Source organism: Arcicella sp., from assembly GCF_964672035.1.
Genome location: NZ_CBABQS010000011.1, coordinates 68,697 through 87,901 on the forward strand (window position 1 = coordinate 68,697; position 19,205 = coordinate 87,901).

Annotated in this window: 13 protein-coding genes; 9 read left to right on the top strand and 4 right to left on the bottom strand. The window is 36.9% G+C overall.

Annotated elements, in window-relative coordinates:
* Positions 1-66 precede the first annotated feature (66 nt).
* Both AC1W31_RS05120 and AC1W31_RS05125 read right to left on the bottom strand, forming a co-directional pair.
* Entirely contained in the window at positions 67-1,275 is a 1,209-nt protein-coding gene (locus AC1W31_RS05120; RefSeq protein ID WP_481733335.1) for a nucleoside permease, read from the bottom strand.
* Positions 1,276-1,853: 578 nt separating this feature from the next.
* On the bottom strand, positions 1,854-5,282 hold the full coding sequence (locus tag AC1W31_RS05125; RefSeq protein WP_481733336.1) for a PAS domain S-box protein: 3,429 nt from the start codon (positions 5,280-5,282) through the stop codon (positions 1,854-1,856).
* A 213-nt stretch (positions 5,283-5,495) separates the two neighbouring features.
* Here AC1W31_RS05125 and rsmA point away from each other — a divergent pair, with 213 nt between their 5' ends.
* The 5 genes from rsmA to AC1W31_RS05150 all read left to right on the top strand — a co-directional run bounded on the left by rsmA (position 5,496) and on the right by AC1W31_RS05150 (position 8,890).
* A complete protein-coding gene (rsmA, locus tag AC1W31_RS05130) occupies positions 5,496-6,305 on the top strand; it encodes a 16S rRNA (adenine(1518)-N(6)/adenine(1519)-N(6))-dimethyltransferase RsmA (protein ID WP_481733337.1) in 810 nt (269 codons plus the stop codon).
* Positions 6,306-6,407: 102 nt separating this feature from the next.
* The gene (gene mgtE, locus AC1W31_RS05135; RefSeq protein ID WP_481733338.1) at positions 6,408-7,790 is read left to right on the top strand and encodes a magnesium transporter; all 1,383 of its coding nucleotides are present in this window, start codon (positions 6,408-6,410) and stop codon (positions 7,788-7,790) included.
* 8 nt (positions 7,791-7,798) lie between these two features.
* Positions 7,799-8,251: a D-aminoacyl-tRNA deacylase gene (gene dtd / locus AC1W31_RS05140; RefSeq protein WP_481733339.1), complete on the top strand. Its 453-nt coding sequence runs from the start codon at positions 7,799-7,801 to the stop codon at positions 8,249-8,251.
* A complete protein-coding gene (locus tag AC1W31_RS05145; RefSeq protein ID WP_481733340.1) occupies positions 8,248-8,607 on the top strand; it encodes a hypothetical protein in 360 nt (119 codons plus the stop codon). Before dtd ends, AC1W31_RS05145 begins: the two co-directional genes overlap by 4 nt.
* Entirely contained in the window at positions 8,564-8,890 is a 327-nt protein-coding gene (locus tag AC1W31_RS05150; protein ID WP_481733341.1) for a nucleotide pyrophosphohydrolase, read from the top strand. The genes AC1W31_RS05145 and AC1W31_RS05150 overlap by 44 nt, the downstream gene beginning before the upstream one ends.
* A gap of 400 nt (positions 8,891-9,290) precedes the next feature.
* Here the strand turns inward: AC1W31_RS05150 and AC1W31_RS05155 are convergent, their stop codons facing one another.
* Both AC1W31_RS05155 and AC1W31_RS05160 read right to left on the bottom strand, forming a co-directional pair.
* Entirely contained in the window at positions 9,291-10,811 is a 1,521-nt protein-coding gene (locus AC1W31_RS05155) for a gluconokinase (protein ID WP_481733342.1), read from the bottom strand.
* 136 nt (positions 10,812-10,947) lie between these two features.
* Entirely contained in the window at positions 10,948-11,826 is an 879-nt protein-coding gene (locus tag AC1W31_RS05160; RefSeq protein WP_481733343.1) for a helix-turn-helix transcriptional regulator, read from the bottom strand.
* A gap of 197 nt (positions 11,827-12,023) precedes the next feature.
* On the opposite strand from AC1W31_RS05160, the gene AC1W31_RS05165 reads away from it, so the two are divergent.
* The 4 genes from AC1W31_RS05165 to AC1W31_RS05180 form a co-directional block, all read left to right on the top strand.
* A complete protein-coding gene (locus AC1W31_RS05165) occupies positions 12,024-15,218 on the top strand; it encodes a SusC/RagA family TonB-linked outer membrane protein (RefSeq protein ID WP_481733344.1) in 3,195 nt (1,064 codons plus the stop codon).
* A 129-nt stretch (positions 15,219-15,347) separates the two neighbouring features.
* Positions 15,348-16,883: a SusD/RagB family nutrient-binding outer membrane lipoprotein gene (locus tag AC1W31_RS05170; RefSeq protein WP_481733345.1), complete on the top strand. Its 1,536-nt coding sequence runs from the start codon at positions 15,348-15,350 to the stop codon at positions 16,881-16,883.
* Positions 16,884-17,002: 119 nt separating this feature from the next.
* Positions 17,003-17,899 (top strand): phosphogluconate dehydrogenase (NAD(+)-dependent, decarboxylating), encoded by an 897-nt coding sequence (gene gnd, locus AC1W31_RS05175; protein WP_481733346.1) that lies wholly within the window; start codon positions 17,003-17,005, stop codon positions 17,897-17,899.
* 50 nt (positions 17,900-17,949) lie between these two features.
* Positions 17,950-19,205: gluconokinase (locus AC1W31_RS05180; protein WP_481733347.1), on the top strand; the 1,256-nt coding region annotated here is incomplete at its 3' end.

The window sequence follows — 19,205 nt, forward strand, 5'->3', positions numbered from 1 at the left end:
CAATTAGCAATGAACTTCAAGCCATCAGCGATATATTGATGAAATATTATTTTTGTGCTTTTGAATTTATAATTTGCTCAAAGCTTTATTATCCTTAAAAAATATAATGAATAATATTAAAACAACGGCAGCGATACCCGCTGGTATCATCCAAACGCCATTCCAATTGTGCGTAACTACGCCAGCAGCATCTGTAAATGTATATGTATCAAGTACAATTCCTGACAATTTTGAGCCAATTCCCATCCCAATGCCATACGTGGCAAAGGTAATAAGTCCCTGAGCCGAATTTTTGATTTTATCACCCGCTTTATTATCCGTGTAAATTTGTCCTGTTACAAAAAAGAAATCATAACAAACGCCGTGAAGAACAATGGCTACATATAAAATCCATTCTGAAGAAATACCATCACCCTTTCCAAAACATAAAAAACGAACTATCCAAGCAATTAAGCCGACAATAAGCATTTTTTTGATGCCAAATTTCTGCAAAGCAAAAGGAATTAAAAGCATGAATAATACCTCAGAGGCCTGTCCAAGCGACATTTTGTTTTCCACATTTGTCATGTGAGATTCTGTGAGCGACAAGTTAGCGTGAGCGTAATAAAATGCCAAAGGAATGCAGACTAAGACCGATGAAATAAAGAAAATCAAGAATGAACGGTCTTTAAAAAGTACAAAAGCATCCGTACCTAAGATTTGAGAAACCGTTGCTTCACCCGTTGCTTTTGGTGGAGTATCGGGTAACGTAAAAGCAAATAAGCCCCAAGCGATGGAAGTGAACATGGCTATCTGAAAAATTTCTACTTTATCGCCTAAACTGTATAAACCGATAATGTTGGTAACGATAATCCAGGCAATTGTTCCTAAAACACGGATAGCAGGAAATTCTTTACCAGGGTCTTGCATTTGGTTCATCGCAATTGAGCTTGACAAAGCTAAATTGGGAGCAAAGGTTAGCGTATAAGCCAAAATATACCAAAAGAATGTATCAGGGTTTTGATTTTGAATTAACAAGTATAAAATTCCAGCACCAAGTAGATTTAAAATACCCATTACTTTTTGTGCTGAAAAGAAGCGGTCGGCAATCATTCCCACAAAGAAAGGAGCAATAATTGAAGCAATTGAGAAAGTAGCGTAAGCACTACCAATTTGATCTCCAGAGGCTTTTAAGGTTGTAAAAAGATATTTTCCCATTTGGCCATACCATGAACCCCACGTGAAAAACATGAGAAACATCATCACCATCAATTGAATACGAGTGGTTAATTTCATTGTTTAAAATTTAGTTCGGTTGATTTTACTCGTTTAGAAAGGGAAATTAATACTATTTTTATTAAGGCATATCATGGCTTATTATAAAAAATATATTTAACACTCAATTTTGTTATTGATAGCTGTAAAATGAAGGTTTTGCAAATATTTAAACGGGTTTTACTTAGAGAAAAAAATATCTTTAAAAACATTCTTTTATTTGTACAAATAATAATCTTTCCTCACATTCACGTTGAAATAGATAGTTATGTGATGTAAACGTTCCTTATTTTTTGATTTAAATGATATTTTTATTTTAACATCGAAAGATTTTGTCAGTTTTATTCGTGTATTATTCTGTTACACAGGGGTTTTCAACAATATTAAAATTCCCGAAAACTGACATCAAGTTACGGTCAACCACCAAAAGATTGTAGCAATAAAGGGCCATATCACCGCCAAGTAAAACGATTGTTGAGGGGTGGGGCTGCGTTCTGTCCCTCGAAGTGTTAGAATGTCTCTTTTACTTTTTCTTTATCAGTTTCTTACATTCTATTTTATTTCGTTGATTTCTACTTATTCATTTTATTGTTTTCCTTCTATCTCCATTTTTCTTTTTCTTCTATAGTTTTTAATTCTTTCTTAAACTTTTCAAATTCTTCTTGAAGTGTAATTGTCTCACTTTCAAATAGTTGAAAATCACAATATTTTGCTTTTTCTTCTATTATTCTCGTTATTTCGTATAAGCGCATGGCTCCCAAAGTACCCGCATTGCCTTTTAATGTGTGCAATTCTCCTTGGACTTGTTTGCAATTATTATTTTTGTATCCTTCAATCGCATTTTTAATTTGTTCGGTGGCTTCTTCTTCAAAACCTTCCAAAATAGAAGCAACAAAACTCATATCTCCTCCTACGCTATCGGATAATTGTTTGATGATTTCTGGGTCGATGATTTTGAAATTATTTAGTTGAGAGGGATAAGTTGTTAGGGGTAATTTTTCAACTTCACCTACATTAACAATTTTTAAAGTTTCTGGAGCTATCCCTAATTCATATAAAGTCACTGACGAATCCAAACGTTTAATTATCAATTGTTCATTATCAATTGATAATTGCTTATTAACCCATTCTGCTACTTTTCTAACCAAAATCTCGGCTCTGATGGGTTTTGGGACATAATCATTCATGCCATTCGCCATAAATCTGTCTCTATCTTCCTTCATTGCGTAGGCAGTCATGGCGATAATTGGGGGTAAACTTACCTTCAAATCTCTTAAGTGTTGGGTAGTTTCTACGCCATCCATTTCGGGCATTTGAATATCCATAAAAATAATATCGAATGGTTTATCCGAAATAGAAGCCTTAACTATGTCAATTGCTTTTTGTCCAGAATCCACCGTGATGACCTCACAGCCTGATTTTCTGAGGATTTCGCTGGCTACTTTTCTGTTGGTTGCATTATCATCAACGACCAATAAATAGGGATGATACGTTTGAAAATGATTAAGAACTTGATAAACGGGTTCATCTTTTTTCGACATCATCGGGCTTATATCCGTCTGTTTGATTTCGATGGTAAACCAAAACGTTGAGCCTTTTCCCCATTCGGAAGTTACGCCAACTTCGCCCTTCATCATGCGGCATAATTCTTTGGAAATTGCTAAGCCCAAACCCGTTCCGCCAAATGATTTTTTAGTAGAATTATCCACTTGCTGAAACGCATTGAAAAGCATTTTTAGATTTTCTTCCGTTATGCCAATACCAGAATCAATAATTTCTACTTTTATGCGATTGAATTTTCCTCTTCTCTCAATCAAATTTGCCTTAATCTTGACGATGCCATTTTCCGTAAATTTCAGCGCATTCGAGGTGAGATTTGAAAGAATTTGGAGTAAACGAGTTTCATCGGCAATCACAAATTCTGGTAAATTTTCATCAAATTCACAGATAATTTTGTTGTTTTTCGCACTGGCAACTTGATTGAAAAGGGATTGTAATCTATCAAAAATATCCTTAAACACCAATGGAGCTTCATTGAGCGCCATTTTTCCTGCTTCTATTTTTGCTAAATCTAAAATATCATTCAGAATATGAAGGAGTGTTTCGGATGATTTTCGGATGGTTTGAACGTAATCTTTCTGTTCTTCATTCAGAGGCGTATCAATCATTAAATCAATCATTCCAATCACGCCATTCATGGGTGTACGAATTTCATGACTCATATTGGCTAAAAATCTTTCTTTTACTTTCAACGAACGTTCAGCCTCATCTTTGGCTTTTACGATGTCTTGTTGATATTTTTTTAGATTGGTAATGTCACGCCCAATCCCCGAAACTTCTTCGATATTTCCATGATTCACAATCGGATTCAGATAAACTTCTACCCATTTTTCTTCTCCATCGGTTGAATCTAATTGTACTTCAAAATGCTGTTGTTCCCCTTTGAATGCTTCTCGATATTTGCTTTCTAAGACTTTTCTATCGTTCTGCGAAACCATTCGAAATCCTGTTTTTTCGGTACTGAATGTCAATTGAGGTTTTACACCTAATTGGTTTTCAATGAGTTGTGAATATTCTTGGTTGAAAGAAGTAAGAGCCATTCTACGATTGACCGACCACATTAAATGTGAACTCCCTTCAATGATTGCCGTCAATCGGGCCGTTTCACGGGCGAGCATATCCTCGGCTTGTTTACGGGCGATGGCAAGGGCAACTTGTCCCGAAATAAAATCCAATAATTCTAAATCTCTTTGTTCGTATTTATTTTGGCGTTCATACGATTTCAAACCGATGATTCCCGTAACCTTATTTCCAATTCTTAACGGCACACAAATCATCACTTTAGGCACAACGCCGTAGAGATAAATAGTTTTATCTTCCGCTAATTTATAAATATCTTCATCTCTAAGAATCAAGGGTTTATTGGCAGCAATGGCATATTCGGTGAGTCCATTTCCTAATTTCCTTTTGGTAAAATGGACTCGGCTATCAAAATATTCATCAATATAATAGGGGAAATAAAGAAATGATTTCGCTGAATCGTATTGGGCAATAAAGAAGTTTTTTACATCAATCACTTTGCCTAATTCTTGGTGAATATTGACGTATAAATCATCTAAATTGGTTGAACGAATGGTGGCTTGGGCAATGCTTGAATATAAATTTGAAGACCGTTCCGCCCGAACTTTGGCGGTTGAATTGTGAAAAATACAACGAAAAGCAGTGGGCGTTTCTTTTTCATATCGACAATTTACCGAACCCGAAAGGTATAATCTTCTTCCATCTTTTCTACGGAAAACAACTTCAAAATCGGCTATTTTTTCACCATTTTTTACTTTTTCAAATTTCAAAAGTGCCTCCTCCGCAAAATCAGGGTGTAAAATATCTTTCAAACGGAGACTCGCCAATTCATCAGATTCATAGCCCGTGATTTCTAACCATGCCTTATTGACATACAGAAAACGCCCCGACATACTGATTAATTGAATTAAATCGGAGGTGTTATTGATAATATCTTGAAGTTGAGAATTGGTGCGTGCTAAGGCTTCCGAAACCCTGCGGCGTTCGGTTACGTCTTCACCAATAACGGTCAAATATCTAATCTCTTCGGTGGCATCATTAAAAATTGTGGAATTGAGTTCAACGAACCTAATTTGATCAGATTTTGTGAGCATCGTTCGCTCTTTTTCTTCAAACAAACCACCCTTTTCCATGGCATCTTTGAACGATTTTATCCGTTTTTCTCTTTCTGCAACGGGAACGATTACATCAAAGAAATTTTTACCAATCAATTCCTCCAAAGTATAGTCTAATATTTTGAGAGAGAAGGAGTTACAAAATATAATTGTGCCGTCTTCTTCCAAAACGATACCAATCAAATTGAGATTTTCAACCGTTTTTTCCAATTCAGAAGCCATCGAAAGGGGCATTTCTCCCGATCGTTCATTGACTTCCAAAACCCGCAATTCTTTTTTGAGATGACGAATTTCAGTAATTAAATCTTCCTTTGTTTTATGAGTCCAACGCATTTCAATTGATAGTTGATAATTAATAATTGAGAGTTTTTTTGAAACGGAAACTGATTAAGATAAGTGATTTTGTAAAATACTAAACCAACTTATTGTAATATTTAACCTAAAAGTACAAATTTCAACGTAATTTTAAGGCATAGATAGAAGGAATAAATGGTTTTTTGTACAAATAATTATTAGTTATCAACTATCAATTATTAATTAAAAAAGATGGACGTAAGGGCAAAAAAGAGTTTAGGGCAGCATTTTCTTCGGGATTTGGAGGCAGCAAAAAGTATCGCAGATTTGATGTCGAGACATGGTGATTATGACCAAGTTTTGGAAATTGGACCGGGCATGGGTGTTTTGACACAATATCTTTTACAACACACTGAATATCAGACGGATGTAGTAGAACTTGACCGTGAATCAGTGGAATATTTGAATATCCATTATCCAGAATTGAAAGGTAGAATTCATTCGGCTGATTTTTTGCATTTGAATTTAGAGAAGTTTTTTGGGGGTAAAAAGTTCGGGATTGTGGGTAATTTTCCTTACAATATTTCTTCGCAAATTTTGTTTAAAGTGCTGGATTATAAGGATTTAGTGCCAGAAGTTGCGGGGATGTTTCAGAAAGAAGTCGCCGTCAGAATTGCCTCAAAACCAGGGAATAAAGACTACGGAATTTTGAGCGTTTTGTTGCAAGCTTTTTATGATATTGAATATTGTTTTTCTTTGGGCCCCGAAGTTTTTTCACCGCCACCAAAAGTGAATTCGGGCGTAATCCGTTTAAAAAGAAACAACGTTACTGATTTGGGGGTTTCTGAAAGTATGTTTAAATCGGTGGTAAAAATGGGCTTTAATCAAAGACGAAAAACGCTTCGAAATGCGCTGAAGGCCTTGCAATTGCCCGATAATCCGTACATGAGTAAACGAGCAGAACAGTTGAGCGTAGCGGAGTTTTTGGAATTGACGAAAATGGCGATGGAGGTGAAATTGCTGAATGCGGATACTTTAGAAGAATACCCTTTGATTAAATAAATTAGTAGAAATGGATATCCCGAAGAAAGTTTTTAGACTTTTTGGGACGATGATACATTGGGAAAATACCAGTTATAAACCTTCATTCATACAAATAAACTTATGGAGCAAATCACCAATCAACCCTTCGAACTTACGCCTTTTGAATTAACAAAAGACTATCTCGAAAAATTGCAAAGTGCTATCAATCAGCAAGATTATGAATTTATTAAAGCTGAAATGGATGAGCTGTATCCCGCTGATATAACCAACATTTTGTATGAATTGACTGGTGAAGAATCTCATTATTTGGTCAGGTTATTAGATAAAAAATTGGGAGCAGAAATTATCACCAATCTTGATACCGACGACCGTAAAAAGTTTTTGAAAAACTTTACGCCCCAAGAAATTGCGGAATATGTAGATTTATTGGATTCTGATGATGCCGTTGACATACTAAATGAGCAACCAAAAGATATTTCGGAAGATATTGTAGGTTTGCTGAAAGATAAAGAACAGGCTCGTTTTGTGAATGATTTAATGCACTACGACGAAGATTCAGCGGGAGGTTTAATGCAAAAAGAATTAATCAAAATTAATATCAAACAGTCTGTTACTGAGTGCGTTGATGAGATTAGACGACAAGCGGAAGACGTGGAAAATGTCAATGCCGTTTATGTAGTTGACGATGATTTGATTTTGCAAGGGAGGGTGTCTTTAAAGAAGATTATTTTGGCAAAAAGAGGGTCGAAAATTGCGGATATTTATTCCGACGATATCGTTTCCGTAAAGACCACCGCAACGGGTGAAGAAGTGGCCGATGTGATGCAAAAATATGACCTTGATGCTGTGCCAGTCGTGAATATTCAAGGGCGATTATTGGGTAGAATTACGATTGACGATGTGGTAGATTTTATCACGGAATCAGCCCAAGAAGATGCTCAAGCCATGACGGGTATTTCGGAAGATGTTGAGGAAGATGATAGCGTTTGGCGATTGGTTCGTTCACGACTTCCCTGGTTATTGATGGGAATGTGTGGGAGTTTTTTAGCGGCAAAACTGATTGATAACTTTGATGATAAACTCTCGGCTGTCCCTGCCATTGCTGCTTTTATTCCGCTGATCGGTTCAACGGGCGGAAATGTAGGTATTCAATCTTCATCCATTATTGTACAGAGTTTGGCGGATAAATCAGGGATTGACACTCCCCTTGGTGAACGACTTTTGAAGGTGCTAAAAGTTGCTTTATTCAACGCTCTTATTGCTGGAATTTTTGCTTTTGCAGGTTCGTTGGCAGTGGATGGTGTGAATGTCAATTTGTCGCTAACTGTGTCATTATCATTGTTTTCTGTGGTAATGCTGGCTTCGTTAATGGGTACAATAACGCCTTTAGTTTTGAACAAATTTGACATTAATCCAGCCATTGCATCGGGACCATTTATCACCACGACCAATGACCTTTTGGGCTATGGTGTATATTTATTGATTGTATATTTATTGATGTAGCACAAAAAATGATAGCCATAATTCAAAGAGTTTCAGAAGCTTCCGTTAAAATAGAGGGTAAAATTAAAGGAGAAATTCAGATGGGTTTTCTGGTCTTTTTGGGTATTACACATACGGATACACAGGAAGATGTGGAATGGCTTTCCAAGAAAATTGTCGGTATGAGAATTTTCTTCGATGATGAAGGTAAGATGAATCTTGACCTTTCAGCCATTAACGGTAATATCTTACTTATCAGTCAATTTACGATTCACGCCAGTACCAAAAAAGGAAATCGTCCAAGTTTTATGGAAGCTGCTCGACCCGAAATTGCGATTTCTTTGTACGAAAAGATGATTTTTCAGTTAGAAAAAGATTTAGATAAGCCAATCCAGACGGGCGAATTTGGGGCAGATATGAAAGTCGCTTTAATCAATGATGGCCCAGTAACGATAATCTTAGATTCCAAAAACAAAATATGATTCGTAACACACTTTTAGCCCTACTTTTCACAGCATTAATTATTGCGATAAATCTTCGCAGTGATGTTATTCATATTCCACTTTTATTCATTTTTATTTTTGCCTTAACTTTAGGGTATTTGCAACCACAAAAGGGTTGGATTTCTGCCCTTCAATTAATAGTGGGCATTTTTGCAGGATTTTTCTTGTGTCAATTAATAGGAATTAATCCAGTAAAATTTCCCGTATTTCAATTTAGTACGTACATTTCGCCTCTACCTTGCTTATTTGGCAGTTTTATGGGTAGTTATTTCAACAACGCAATCAATCAAAATGACGATAGAAGAAGCCCAAAAAACCGTGGATGGATGGATTAAAACCATTGGTGTGCGGTATTTTAACGAATTGACAAACATGGCTATGCTCACGGAAGAAGTCGGTGAAGTTGCCAGAATTATTGCTCGTAGATACGGAGAACAGTCAGAAAAAGAGTCGGATAAAAATAAAGATTTAGGCGATGAAATGGCGGATGTTTTGTTCGTTTTGATATGCCTTGCCAATCAAACGGGCATTGATTTGACGGCGGCTTTACAGAAAAATTTAGATAAAAAGACTAAAAGAGATGCTACGAGACATTTGGAGAATGTTAAATTAAAGTAGGCAGTGTAAAGGGATAATTTTATTTTAATTCTACTTCTTTCCGCATACTTTACAGGCAGACACTTTTTGATTTTATCAGATTTATTCCAATTTTTAGTCTTTTTCTTTTTGTCTTGTATGTTTGTCTGGTAAAAAATTATGTTCGAATAGATTAAATTCCGATATTAGCTTTTAAGTGGTGAGAGGAGATTCTTGTCTAAACAATCCATTTGAGATATGTACATATCAAGGGATTCCCCACTACTTATTTGCTAAGAGTCACAACAGCACCTTGATACAAAAAGAAAAAAAATCAAGAAATTCCTAAACTCGCTACGCTCAAACAGCGAAATTTCGAGTCGGACTCCGAAAAAATTCGAAAATTCAACAAGTGTTTGTATAGAAATCTGCCAACTTTCAACTAAAAACCCTGTTGCAACAAAACAATCTCCTCAAATTCATCCGAAAGTTTGTAACTTAATCTTTCAAAAATCTTAAAATATTTCATGTAAACTTCATGATTTTGAGCTTTTGGATGATACGTTTCAACTGATTTTACGGTGGCGGCGGCTTCCTCTAAATTTTTATAAATTCCTAATTGCGTGAGTCCCAACAAAGCCGTACCCATCGCCACGCTGTCATGATTATCATTGACATGAATCGTTTTTCCGAACATATCCGTCAAGATTTGCGTCCATAAAGGCAAAGAAGCATAAGCTCCGTTGATGTAAATACTATCAAAGTTTCGGTGGATTTCAAGGATTTTTCCGATGCTGTAAATTTCAAATAAAATACCTTCCAACGTTGCCCGAACGAAGTGTTTTTGTTGGTGACTGATGTTGAGTCCGAAGTACATTCCACGGGCGTTGGCGTTCCAAAGTGGGGCTCTTTCTCCCAATAAATACGGTAAAAAAAGCAAGCCTTCTGCTCCAGCTTTCACCTGAGCGGCTTCTTTAAACAAATCATTGAGGACATCTTCAAAATCTAAGTCTTCTGAAAAATTGCCAAATTGACGAGCAAACCATTCAAAAACAACCCCCCCATTATTGGTAGGGCCACCCGAAACGTAATGACCTTCTGCCAAAAGATAATTGAAAAATCGTTGTTTTTCGTCTCGTAAAACTTCCTTCCCAGCCACTCGAACGGCTCCACTCGAACCGATCGTAATGGTCGCTTTTCCTTGTCCAACAATTCCAGCCCCAAGCGTTGCCAAACATCCATCACTCGAACCAATAATGATGCGCATTTTTGTGGGTAAACCGAGCGTAATACAATATTCTTTTTTCAAAAACACTTCCGAATTAAATACTGAAACAGGCTCTGAAAGTCGGTCAGCGGTGATGCCCGCAAAATCAAGGGATTCTTGATGCCATTTCAATTTATGAATATCAAAAAGCCCCGTAGAGGACGCAATGCTATGGTCAACCACATATTCGCCCGTTAATTGCTTGATAACGTATTCTTTTAGCGAGATAAATTTGTAGGTTTGAGCGAATCTTTCTTGGTCATGATTTTTTATCCACGAAATTTTCATCAAAGGTGACATCGGGTGAATGGGCGTTCCTGTGGTGTGATAAATGCTTTCGCTTTGGGGTAGTTTTTTCAATAATGCCGCTTCTTTTACTCCTCGATTATCCGCCCAAATAATGGCATTTCCGAGTGGATTTCCATTTTTATCAACGGGCAAAACGCTGTGCATCGATGAACTGAAACAAATGGTTTTTACCTTATATTTTTTGGGATGAATATACTCATTCAGCATATTTTTGAGAATATACAAAGTCGTAATAAAAATCTGTTCGGGGTCTTGCTCGCTATAATCAGGCTGAGGATGAAAAGTTGGATATGAGCCTTTTTTACAGCAAATAACCTTTCCATCCATGTCAAAAGCATGAATTTTAACGGTTGAAGTATTTATGTCGATGGTAAGCAGACAATCCATGTTTTCTTAGTTATGAGTTATGAGTGATGAGTTATGAATTATGAGATTTAGAATAAATCGTGAACATCAAAGATTATATTGATTCAAAATTTACTGCGAAGACCTCATCATTCATACCTCATCATTCATACCTATTTTATTCTTTTTTCCTAAATTCTCGTGGCGTATAACCCGTAAGTTTTTTAAAAGTTGATGAAAAATGTTGTGACGAATAAAAACCTGTTTCCAAGGCTATATCAGTCAAACTTAAATCTTTGCGACTCAATAATTTAATGGCTTCCGAAATTCTGATATTGATAAGATAATTCAGCGGAGAAAAACCCGAAAATGCCTTTGCTTTCTCTGTAAAAGCGGTTGTTCCTAAACCGACCAAACCTGCCATTTCTTCAACTGACCAAGGATGAGAAAGATTTTCTCGGAGGGTTTGCTCCAATTTCAAAAAAGTTTGGGGGAAATCTTGCCTGAGATTATCCTGTTTGCTCAAATGGCGCACCGCTGTAATTAACAATTCGTCAATTAAATGATTGATGCGGGTACGATAGCCTAATTCTTTGGAAAAAAACTCTAATTCGAGGTTCTGAAATATTTTTTGACAGTTTTTCAAACGACTCAAAACGGGTTTTTTATTGAGTGAAAGTAATTTTCCAATCACTCTTTGGTCGGTTTCTGAAATTCCGCTCCAATCTCCCAAAACCAATTCTCCAGTCGGTTCAAACATTTGGGGTTTAATTGTTATCCACATCAAGGCACCAATATCATAAGCACCTTTGATACTTCCGATTTTTTGCCAAGGAGTAGTCAAAGAAATATCATTCGGATAAAGCAAATACTGCTGTCCGTCAATATTCCAGTCAAATTTTCCTTCCGTAATGAAGCAAATTTTTATTCCTTCACTGGGTTTTATTTCCTGAGAATGAAGCTGAATATTATGAATTTTATGATTGGCAAACTCAATAATGTACGGGAAAGAGGCTAATTCCTTAGATTTTCCTTGGTACAATATAAATGGATTCATCGGTTTTGGCAAAATCGTTGTGTAAAATTAAGTCAATTATTTATGAAAATATTACAAAATTCACCGCCGTAAATAAATGAAAGTTTTTCTTTAAATAATGATGAAAATTTGTATCAGTGAATTATTAAAATACAGGAAATCTTAGCTCAAAAATTTATCTCACAATCGCTCATCCAATTTAAACAATTTCAAAAAATATGAAAAGAATTAGACTAAATAATCTTTATATATTACAAAACCTGCCCAAAATCATCTTGGCAATGGGTTTTGTACTATATACTGCCGTATCCTTTTCGCAGGATTTATCGATTAAAGGACTTGTTACAGACAAATCTAATAGCGGTATTGCAGGAGTTGCCGTTAAAATAAAGGGAACGACCAAAGGTACAAGTACCGATGCAACTGGAAGCTATAAAATTGCAGTCGGCAATAATGTAACCTTGATTTTTAGTGCGGTTGGTTTTGTTACCAAAGAAATTAGCGTGGGTAATAAAACGACCATTGATGTAACCTTGGTGGAAGATAATCAGAATTTGGAGGAAATTGTTGTAACGGCTTTGGGTATCAAAAAAGATGCAAAGAAATTGGGGTATTCTGTTTCTACCATCAATCGTGAGGCCTTAACTGAAAACAGAACGCCCAATTTTATGAACGCTTTGCAAGGACAAATTGCGGGGGTAAATATTTCTCCTTTGGGAACGGGGCCTGCGGGAACATCCAAAATTAGAATCAGAGGACAAAGTTCAATTTCTGGACAAAATAGCCCCCTAATCGTTGTAAATGGTATTCCAATTGATAATACCAACTTTGGAACGAACCCAGGAAACGCAGCGGCTGATAACTCAATTGGGGTTCGTGGCGGTGGAAATACGTCCGATGGGGGCGATGGACTTTCGAGTATCAATCCCGATGATATTGAAAGTATGACCGTTTTGAAAGGAGCAACCGCAGCCGCACTTTACGGCTCTCGTGCAAAAGACGGCGTGATTATGATTACGACCAAAACAAAAGGCGATTCAAGAGGAATTGGCGTTTCGTTTAACTCAAATTTTACCAATGATACGCCTTTGGATTTTACGGATTATCAATACGTTTATGGTCAAGGTGAAAACGGAATTCGCCCAACCACTGCCAACCCAACTTCGGGGCAATGGTCGTTTGGAGAAAAATTTCAGCCGGGCATGACGCAAGTACTTTTTGATGGCGTAACTGTTCCTTACGAACCCGTTTATAATAGAATTAGCAAGTTTTTTAGAAATGGAACAAACTTTACCAATACCGTTTCTATTTCTTCAACTACCGAAAAAGGGGGACTTACGCTGTCGTTTGCCAACATGGATAATAAGGGAATTGTGCCAAATAACTCCTTCAATCGCAAGACGATAAACTTGGGTTATGCGTATGATATTTCTAAAAAATTAAGCATTGCTGGAAACGTAAATTATTCAAATGAGAATAATAAAAACCCTCCAAACATTGCTAATCAGGATAATTCTATTCCTACTTCTGTTTACAATATGGCAAACTCAATGCCTTTTGATTTGTTGGAAGCCAAGAAATTTGATGCCAATGGCGATGAGTACGTTTATTCAAGATTTAAAAATAGAACGAATCCTTATTTCACACTTTCACAACAATTTCAAAATATTACCCGTGATCGAATTTTTGGTAATGTTTCGGTAAAATATAAATTATTAGATTGGCTTGCCGTTCAAGGGCGAATTGGTCAGGATTATTGGTCACGTGACCAAGATTACAACAATTTTCCAACGGGACAAGCCTCACTTGGACCCGCTCCAGTTGGTTTTGTAAATGGCGTTTATACCCAAGAATCCCGCAGATTTAGAGAAACCAATGCCGATATTTTAATAACTGCGAACAAAACTTTTGGCGATTTTGGCATTGATTTAAACGTGGGAGGCAATCAAATGTACCGTCGTTCTGATGTAAACTCAGTTCAAGTAACTGATTTTGTAGTTCGTGACCTTTACACGGTGATGAACGGACGGGTAAAAGATCCAATTTATGGATTATCCGAAAGAGCGGTAAATTCAATTTACGGAGCGAGTGAATTTTCTTACAAAAACTTTCTATTTGTAAACGTTACTGCCAGAAATGATTGGTTTTCAACACTTGCTAAAGAAAATAGAAGTATTTTATATCCTTCTATATCAGGAAGTTACGTGTTTTCTCAATCGCTTTCAAGCATTCCGAGTTGGTTGAGTTTTGGAAAATTGCGGGTTGCTTATGCTGAGGTTGGTAGCGATACTGACGTATCACCATATTCAAATAATTTATTTTATGCCATCAATGCCAACTTATTCGCCAATCCAGCGGGAAGTCCACAGCCCATTGGTGGTTCTTCGGGGGCAACTGTTCCTAATTCAAATCTGAAACCAATGCGTACTTCAGAGTCGGAAATTGGTTTAGAATTAAAATTATTCCAAAATCGTCTTTCGATTGATTTGGCTGCATATCGTAAAGTTACGAGCGACCAAATTGTATCGGCTCAAGTTTCGGATGCTTCGGGTTTTACCAATTCCTTAATTAATAGTGGAAAAAGTCAAACCAATGGTTTAGAAATGTTATTGGCATTTTCGCCCGTAAAAACTAACAGCTTTCAATGGAATGTAACCGTAAATGGTTCTTATAATATTACGAAAGTGTTAAGTTTGACAACCGATAAAGAAGGCGAAAGAATTACGACGGGAACGCACGTTTTCAACGGTGAACTTCGCCAAATTGTAGGGCAAGAAATGGGGCAAATTTATGGTTTTGGCTTTAAGAGAAATGACCAAGGACAAATGATTTTTGGAACAAATGGTATTCCTTTGAGAACCAATGACTTGATTTCTTACGGTAGTGCTTTGCCAAAATGGATGGGCGGAATCACCAATTCATTTAATTATAAAGGCTTAACACTTTCTTTCTTAATTGATTTCAAATTAGGAAACATGATGCTTTCGGGTACAAATTTCAACGCCGTTCGTCACGGTTTGCACCAAATGACTTTGGAAGGTCGTGAAGGTGGAGTTTTGGGCGTTGGCGTAACTGAAAAAGGTGAGCCAAATACGGTTAAAGCACCTGTTCAAGATTATTGGTCGGTGGTTCGTTCACAAGCAATTATTGAACCTGTGGTGTATAATGGAGGATATTGGAAACTACGTCAGATTACAGCAGGTTATGATTTGAGTAAGTTTTTACCTAAATCATTCCCTGTGAAAGCTTTAAAATTGAGTTTGACAGCCAATAATGTTTTCTTGATTAAGAAATGGGTTCCAAATATTGATCCTGATTCATTTGGTTATTCATCGGATAATTTGGTGGGTATGGAGTCAACTGGTTTGCCAACAACTCGTAGCATCGGGTTTAATTTGAATGCTAAGTTTTAGATTGCTTCGCAATTGATGGAACACAGATAACGCAGATACTGCGTAACGCAGATTTACGCAGATTTTTTTATCGAATACAAAAGTTTTAACAGATAAAATTGACTTTAAGGTCTTGAAAATAATTATAAAATGAAAAATATATTTAAACAAATTATTCTTTTATTCCCGTTTTGGGGGTTAGGGGGCTTATTGGTTAGTTGCGATAAAGGGTTTGATGAATTGAATGTCAATAAAACTGCTGCAACATCCATTAATCCCGTTTTTACGCTCAATAATGCTACAATCAATACGTCGTTTCCAACAGGGACAATTCTTTATGAAATTGGCATTGTTCAGCAAATGGTTTCGCCAAATTCGGGCGTTTTGGCAGGGGCAAATTTCAATCAAGATATTCGGGATAATACCCAACAAAACTGGCAACGTTATTATCGTTCGGTCATCCGTAATACTTACGACGTAATTTCTACGACTAAAAGTTTACCCGCCAGAAGTAATCTTTACAATATGGCTCGTATTTTACAGTCTTACAGCTTTTTGGTTTTAACGGATTCTTATGGCGATATTCCTTACTCAGAGGCTGGGAAAGGCTATACCAATCAATTAATTTTTCCGAAATATGATGCTCAACAAACCGTTTATGCGGGGATTATCAAAGAATTAACCGAAGCAACTGCCGCTTTGGATGCTTCAAAAACGATTGAAACTGCTGATATTTTGTACGGTGGAAATGTGAGTCTTTGGAAAAAATTCGGGAATTCTGTGTTGCTTCGTGCAGGTATGAGATTGACTAAAATTGATTTAACTCAAGCGCAATCAATTGTTCAAAAAGCATTTCAAGCAGGAATTATGGAAGCAAATTCTGATAATGCGTTCATAAAACACGATGCCAATTATTTGAATGCGCTTGGACAAACGCTTAATTCGACAGAATCGAGTAATATTTATTTGGGTGCTCCATTTGTTGCTTTTTTACAACAAATGAATGATCCACGCTTAAAATCAATTGCATTAAGATACGTGGGGGCAAAATCGGGAAATGACCAAACTTCGGCTCGTGCAACCACCGACCCAAGTTTACAAATCGGTATGCCTTTTGGGTTTGATAATGGTTCAATCGGAACGGAAGTAGCGAAATCAAAATTGGCAAGTTTTTATGATTACAGTCAAGTGGACAGAACTCGAATGGCAAAAACTACTTCGCCAATGTTCTTGGTAACGGCTGCTCAAACGCAATTATTATTGGCAGAAGCCGCTCAACGTGGATGGATTACGGGTTCAACAGCCGAGACATTTTTTAATAAAGGCGTAAAATTACACATGGAGCAAATGGCTTTATACGATGCCAATTCGGCCGTTTCTGCCACTGCTATTGATGCTTATCAAAAAGCAAATCCATATAATGCAAGTGCAGGTTTGGAACAAATAAATACGCAATATTGGGTAGCCTCTTTCTTGAATGGGCCAGAAGCATTTGCCAATTTTAGACGCAGTGGTTTCCCGAATTTAGCCCCGAATCCATTTCCAGGAAAAAGCATCAAAGGTGCTTTTATCAGAAGATTAACCTATCCAAATTCGGAAATTTCTGTCAATGGTGTAAGTGTAAAAGAAGCCATTGCAAGAATGGGAGCGGACGATTTAGATGCCAAAGTTTGGTGGGATAAATAATGAAAATGAGTACAGCTAAAAACAACAAAACAACCTTTCAATAACACAAACCCCATAGACTCCATGAAAACATGGAGTCTTTATTTTACCTTTGAGGAATTAATTATAAACAAAGAAATATGCAAATCGGAATTATAGGATTAGGAAAAATGGGTTTTAACCTTGCCCTTAATTTAAAAAGAAACGGTTACAAAGTCGTAGCCAATGACGTAAACCAAGATTTTGTTCAAAAAATTGCTGACGAAGGAATCAAAACGGGTAATTCAATTGAAGAATTATGCCTGCAATTAAGTGACCGAAAAGTGATTTGGCTGATGGTGCCTGCCGGTGAAATTGTGGACAAAGTGATTGAAGCATTATTGCCTTTTCTAAATCCTGCCGACATTATCATTGACGGTGGAAACTCGAATTTTAAGGATTCTAAAAAACGTTATAATTACCTTAAAACCAAAAATATAAATTTCTTGGACTGCGGAACATCAGGCGGAACTTCGGGGGCATTAAACGGTGCTTGCACGATGATTGGCGGTGAAAATGAAGTGTTTGCTTACGTTGAAAAAGTATTCAAAGATATTTCGGTAGAAAATGGATATTTGCACACGGGAGCAGCGGGAAGTGGGCATTTTACCAAAATGGTTCACAATGGAATTGAGTACGGAATGATGCAAGCCATTGCCGAAGGTTTTGAGGTTTTTGAACATTCTGAATTTGATATTGACTTCCAAAAAACGGCAAAAATGTTAAATCATGGCTCTGTGGTAAGAGGTTGGTTGATGGAATTAACGGAAAATGCCTTCTCGAAAGACCCAAAATTAGATTCAATCAAAGGCATTATGCACTCGTCGGGCGAAGGAAAATGGACGTTGGAAACAGCCTTAGATTTGGGTGTACCAACGCCTGTAATTGCGATGTCCGTAATGATGCGTTACCGTTCGCAAATGATTGATACTTTCTCTGGAAAAGTAGTTGCCGCACTCAGAAATGAGTTTGGCGGTCATGCTGTTGAGAAGAAATAAATTTTTAAAAATGAAATGGCAAGTCTCATCTGCGTGCCAACTTTTAATCAATGAACCATTTTTATATAGGCATAGACATTGGAACAACTGCCACCAAAGCAATGGTTTTTACCCAAGAAGGAAATGTAGTAAACCATTGCTGTATAAGCTATGAAATGTACCATCCTCAACCTGACTGGAGTATTCAAAAGCCCTTAGAAATTTTAACGGCTGTTTTGGCGTGTATCAATAAAGTTACCACAAATATTACTCCCCAATTTATCAGTTTCAGTTCGGCAATGCAGAGCGTTATTGCCGTTGATAAACAAGGGAATCCATTAACCGACATTATTTTATGGGCTGATAATCGGGCGAGTGATATTGCAAATAACCTAAAAGAAAGCGAATTAGGAAAAGCATTTTATAAAAAAACAGGACTGCCAATTCATACATTTTGCCCGATGACCAAAATTCTTTGGTTGCGAGAAAATGAACCCGAAATCTATGCAAAAACGCATAAATTTATCAGCATAAAAGAATACATTTGGCATCATCTCACGGGCGAATACGTGATAGATTCATCAATGGCTTCGGGAACGGGCATGATGGATATTGAAAACCTACAATGGGATTCTGATATTTTAAATCATTTAGGCATCCATGAAAACCAACTTTCAACCATTGTTTCTCCAAAACATACGGCTAAAAGTTTGTTGCAAAACCATACTTTAGTTTTAGGAGGAGGAGATGGAGCGTTAGCCAATTTAGGAACGGGTGCTATGCAAAAAGGTAGAATGGCTTTAACTATCGGTACAAGCGGAGCCGTTCGTTTACCGATTGACAAGCCTTTTATTGATGCAAAAATGCGGACACAATGTTATCATCTTGTTGATAATCAATACCTTAAATTAGGGGCGGTTAATAATGGAGCGGTCGTTTTACAATGGCTAAAAGAATCTATTTTGCAATCAGAAGAATCATTTGATGAACTTTTAGTAAAAGCCCAAACCGTTTCAGCGGGATCGGATGGGTTAATTTTTGTCCCTTATTTATTAGGAGAAAGAGCGCCAATTTGGGATGCCTCCGCCCAAGGAACATTGTTAGGAATTACCATCAATCATACTAAAGCCCATTTGGTTCGGGCAACGTTGGAAGGGATTTTATTTGGCTTATTGAGCATCACCGAAATATTAATTCCTGATAAAAAAGAGCGTGAAGAAATCGTAATTATGACCAGCGGAGGATTTACGAAAAATGATTTTTGGCTACAACTCACCGCTGATATTTTTCAAATGAAAGTGGCCGTTTCACAAGACATTGAAAGTTC

Bases quoted from the DNA above. Each gene is read 5' to 3' on its own strand.
- AC1W31_RS05120 (WP_481733335.1), bottom strand. From the start codon at position 1,275: ATGAAATTAACCACTCGTATTCAATTGATGGTGATGATGTTTCTCATG.
- AC1W31_RS05125 (WP_481733336.1), bottom strand. From the start codon at position 5,282: ATGCGTTGGACTCATAAAACAAAGGAAGATTTAATTACTGAAATTCGT.
- rsmA (WP_481733337.1), top strand. From the start codon at position 5,496: ATGGACGTAAGGGCAAAAAAGAGTTTAGGGCAGCATTTTCTTCGGGAT.
- mgtE (WP_481733338.1), top strand. From the start codon at position 6,408: ATGGAGCAAATCACCAATCAACCCTTCGAACTTACGCCTTTTGAATTA.
- dtd (WP_481733339.1), top strand. From the start codon at position 7,799: ATGATAGCCATAATTCAAAGAGTTTCAGAAGCTTCCGTTAAAATAGAG.
- AC1W31_RS05145 (WP_481733340.1), top strand. From the start codon at position 8,248: ATGATTCGTAACACACTTTTAGCCCTACTTTTCACAGCATTAATTATT.
- AC1W31_RS05150 (WP_481733341.1), top strand. From the start codon at position 8,564: ATGACGATAGAAGAAGCCCAAAAAACCGTGGATGGATGGATTAAAACC.
- AC1W31_RS05155 (WP_481733342.1), bottom strand. From the start codon at position 10,811: ATGGATTGTCTGCTTACCATCGACATAAATACTTCAACCGTTAAAATT.
- AC1W31_RS05160 (WP_481733343.1), bottom strand. From the start codon at position 11,826: ATGAATCCATTTATATTGTACCAAGGAAAATCTAAGGAATTAGCCTCT.
- AC1W31_RS05165 (WP_481733344.1), top strand. From the start codon at position 12,024: ATGAAAAGAATTAGACTAAATAATCTTTATATATTACAAAACCTGCCC.
- AC1W31_RS05170 (WP_481733345.1), top strand. From the start codon at position 15,348: ATGAAAAATATATTTAAACAAATTATTCTTTTATTCCCGTTTTGGGGG.
- gnd (WP_481733346.1), top strand. From the start codon at position 17,003: ATGCAAATCGGAATTATAGGATTAGGAAAAATGGGTTTTAACCTTGCC.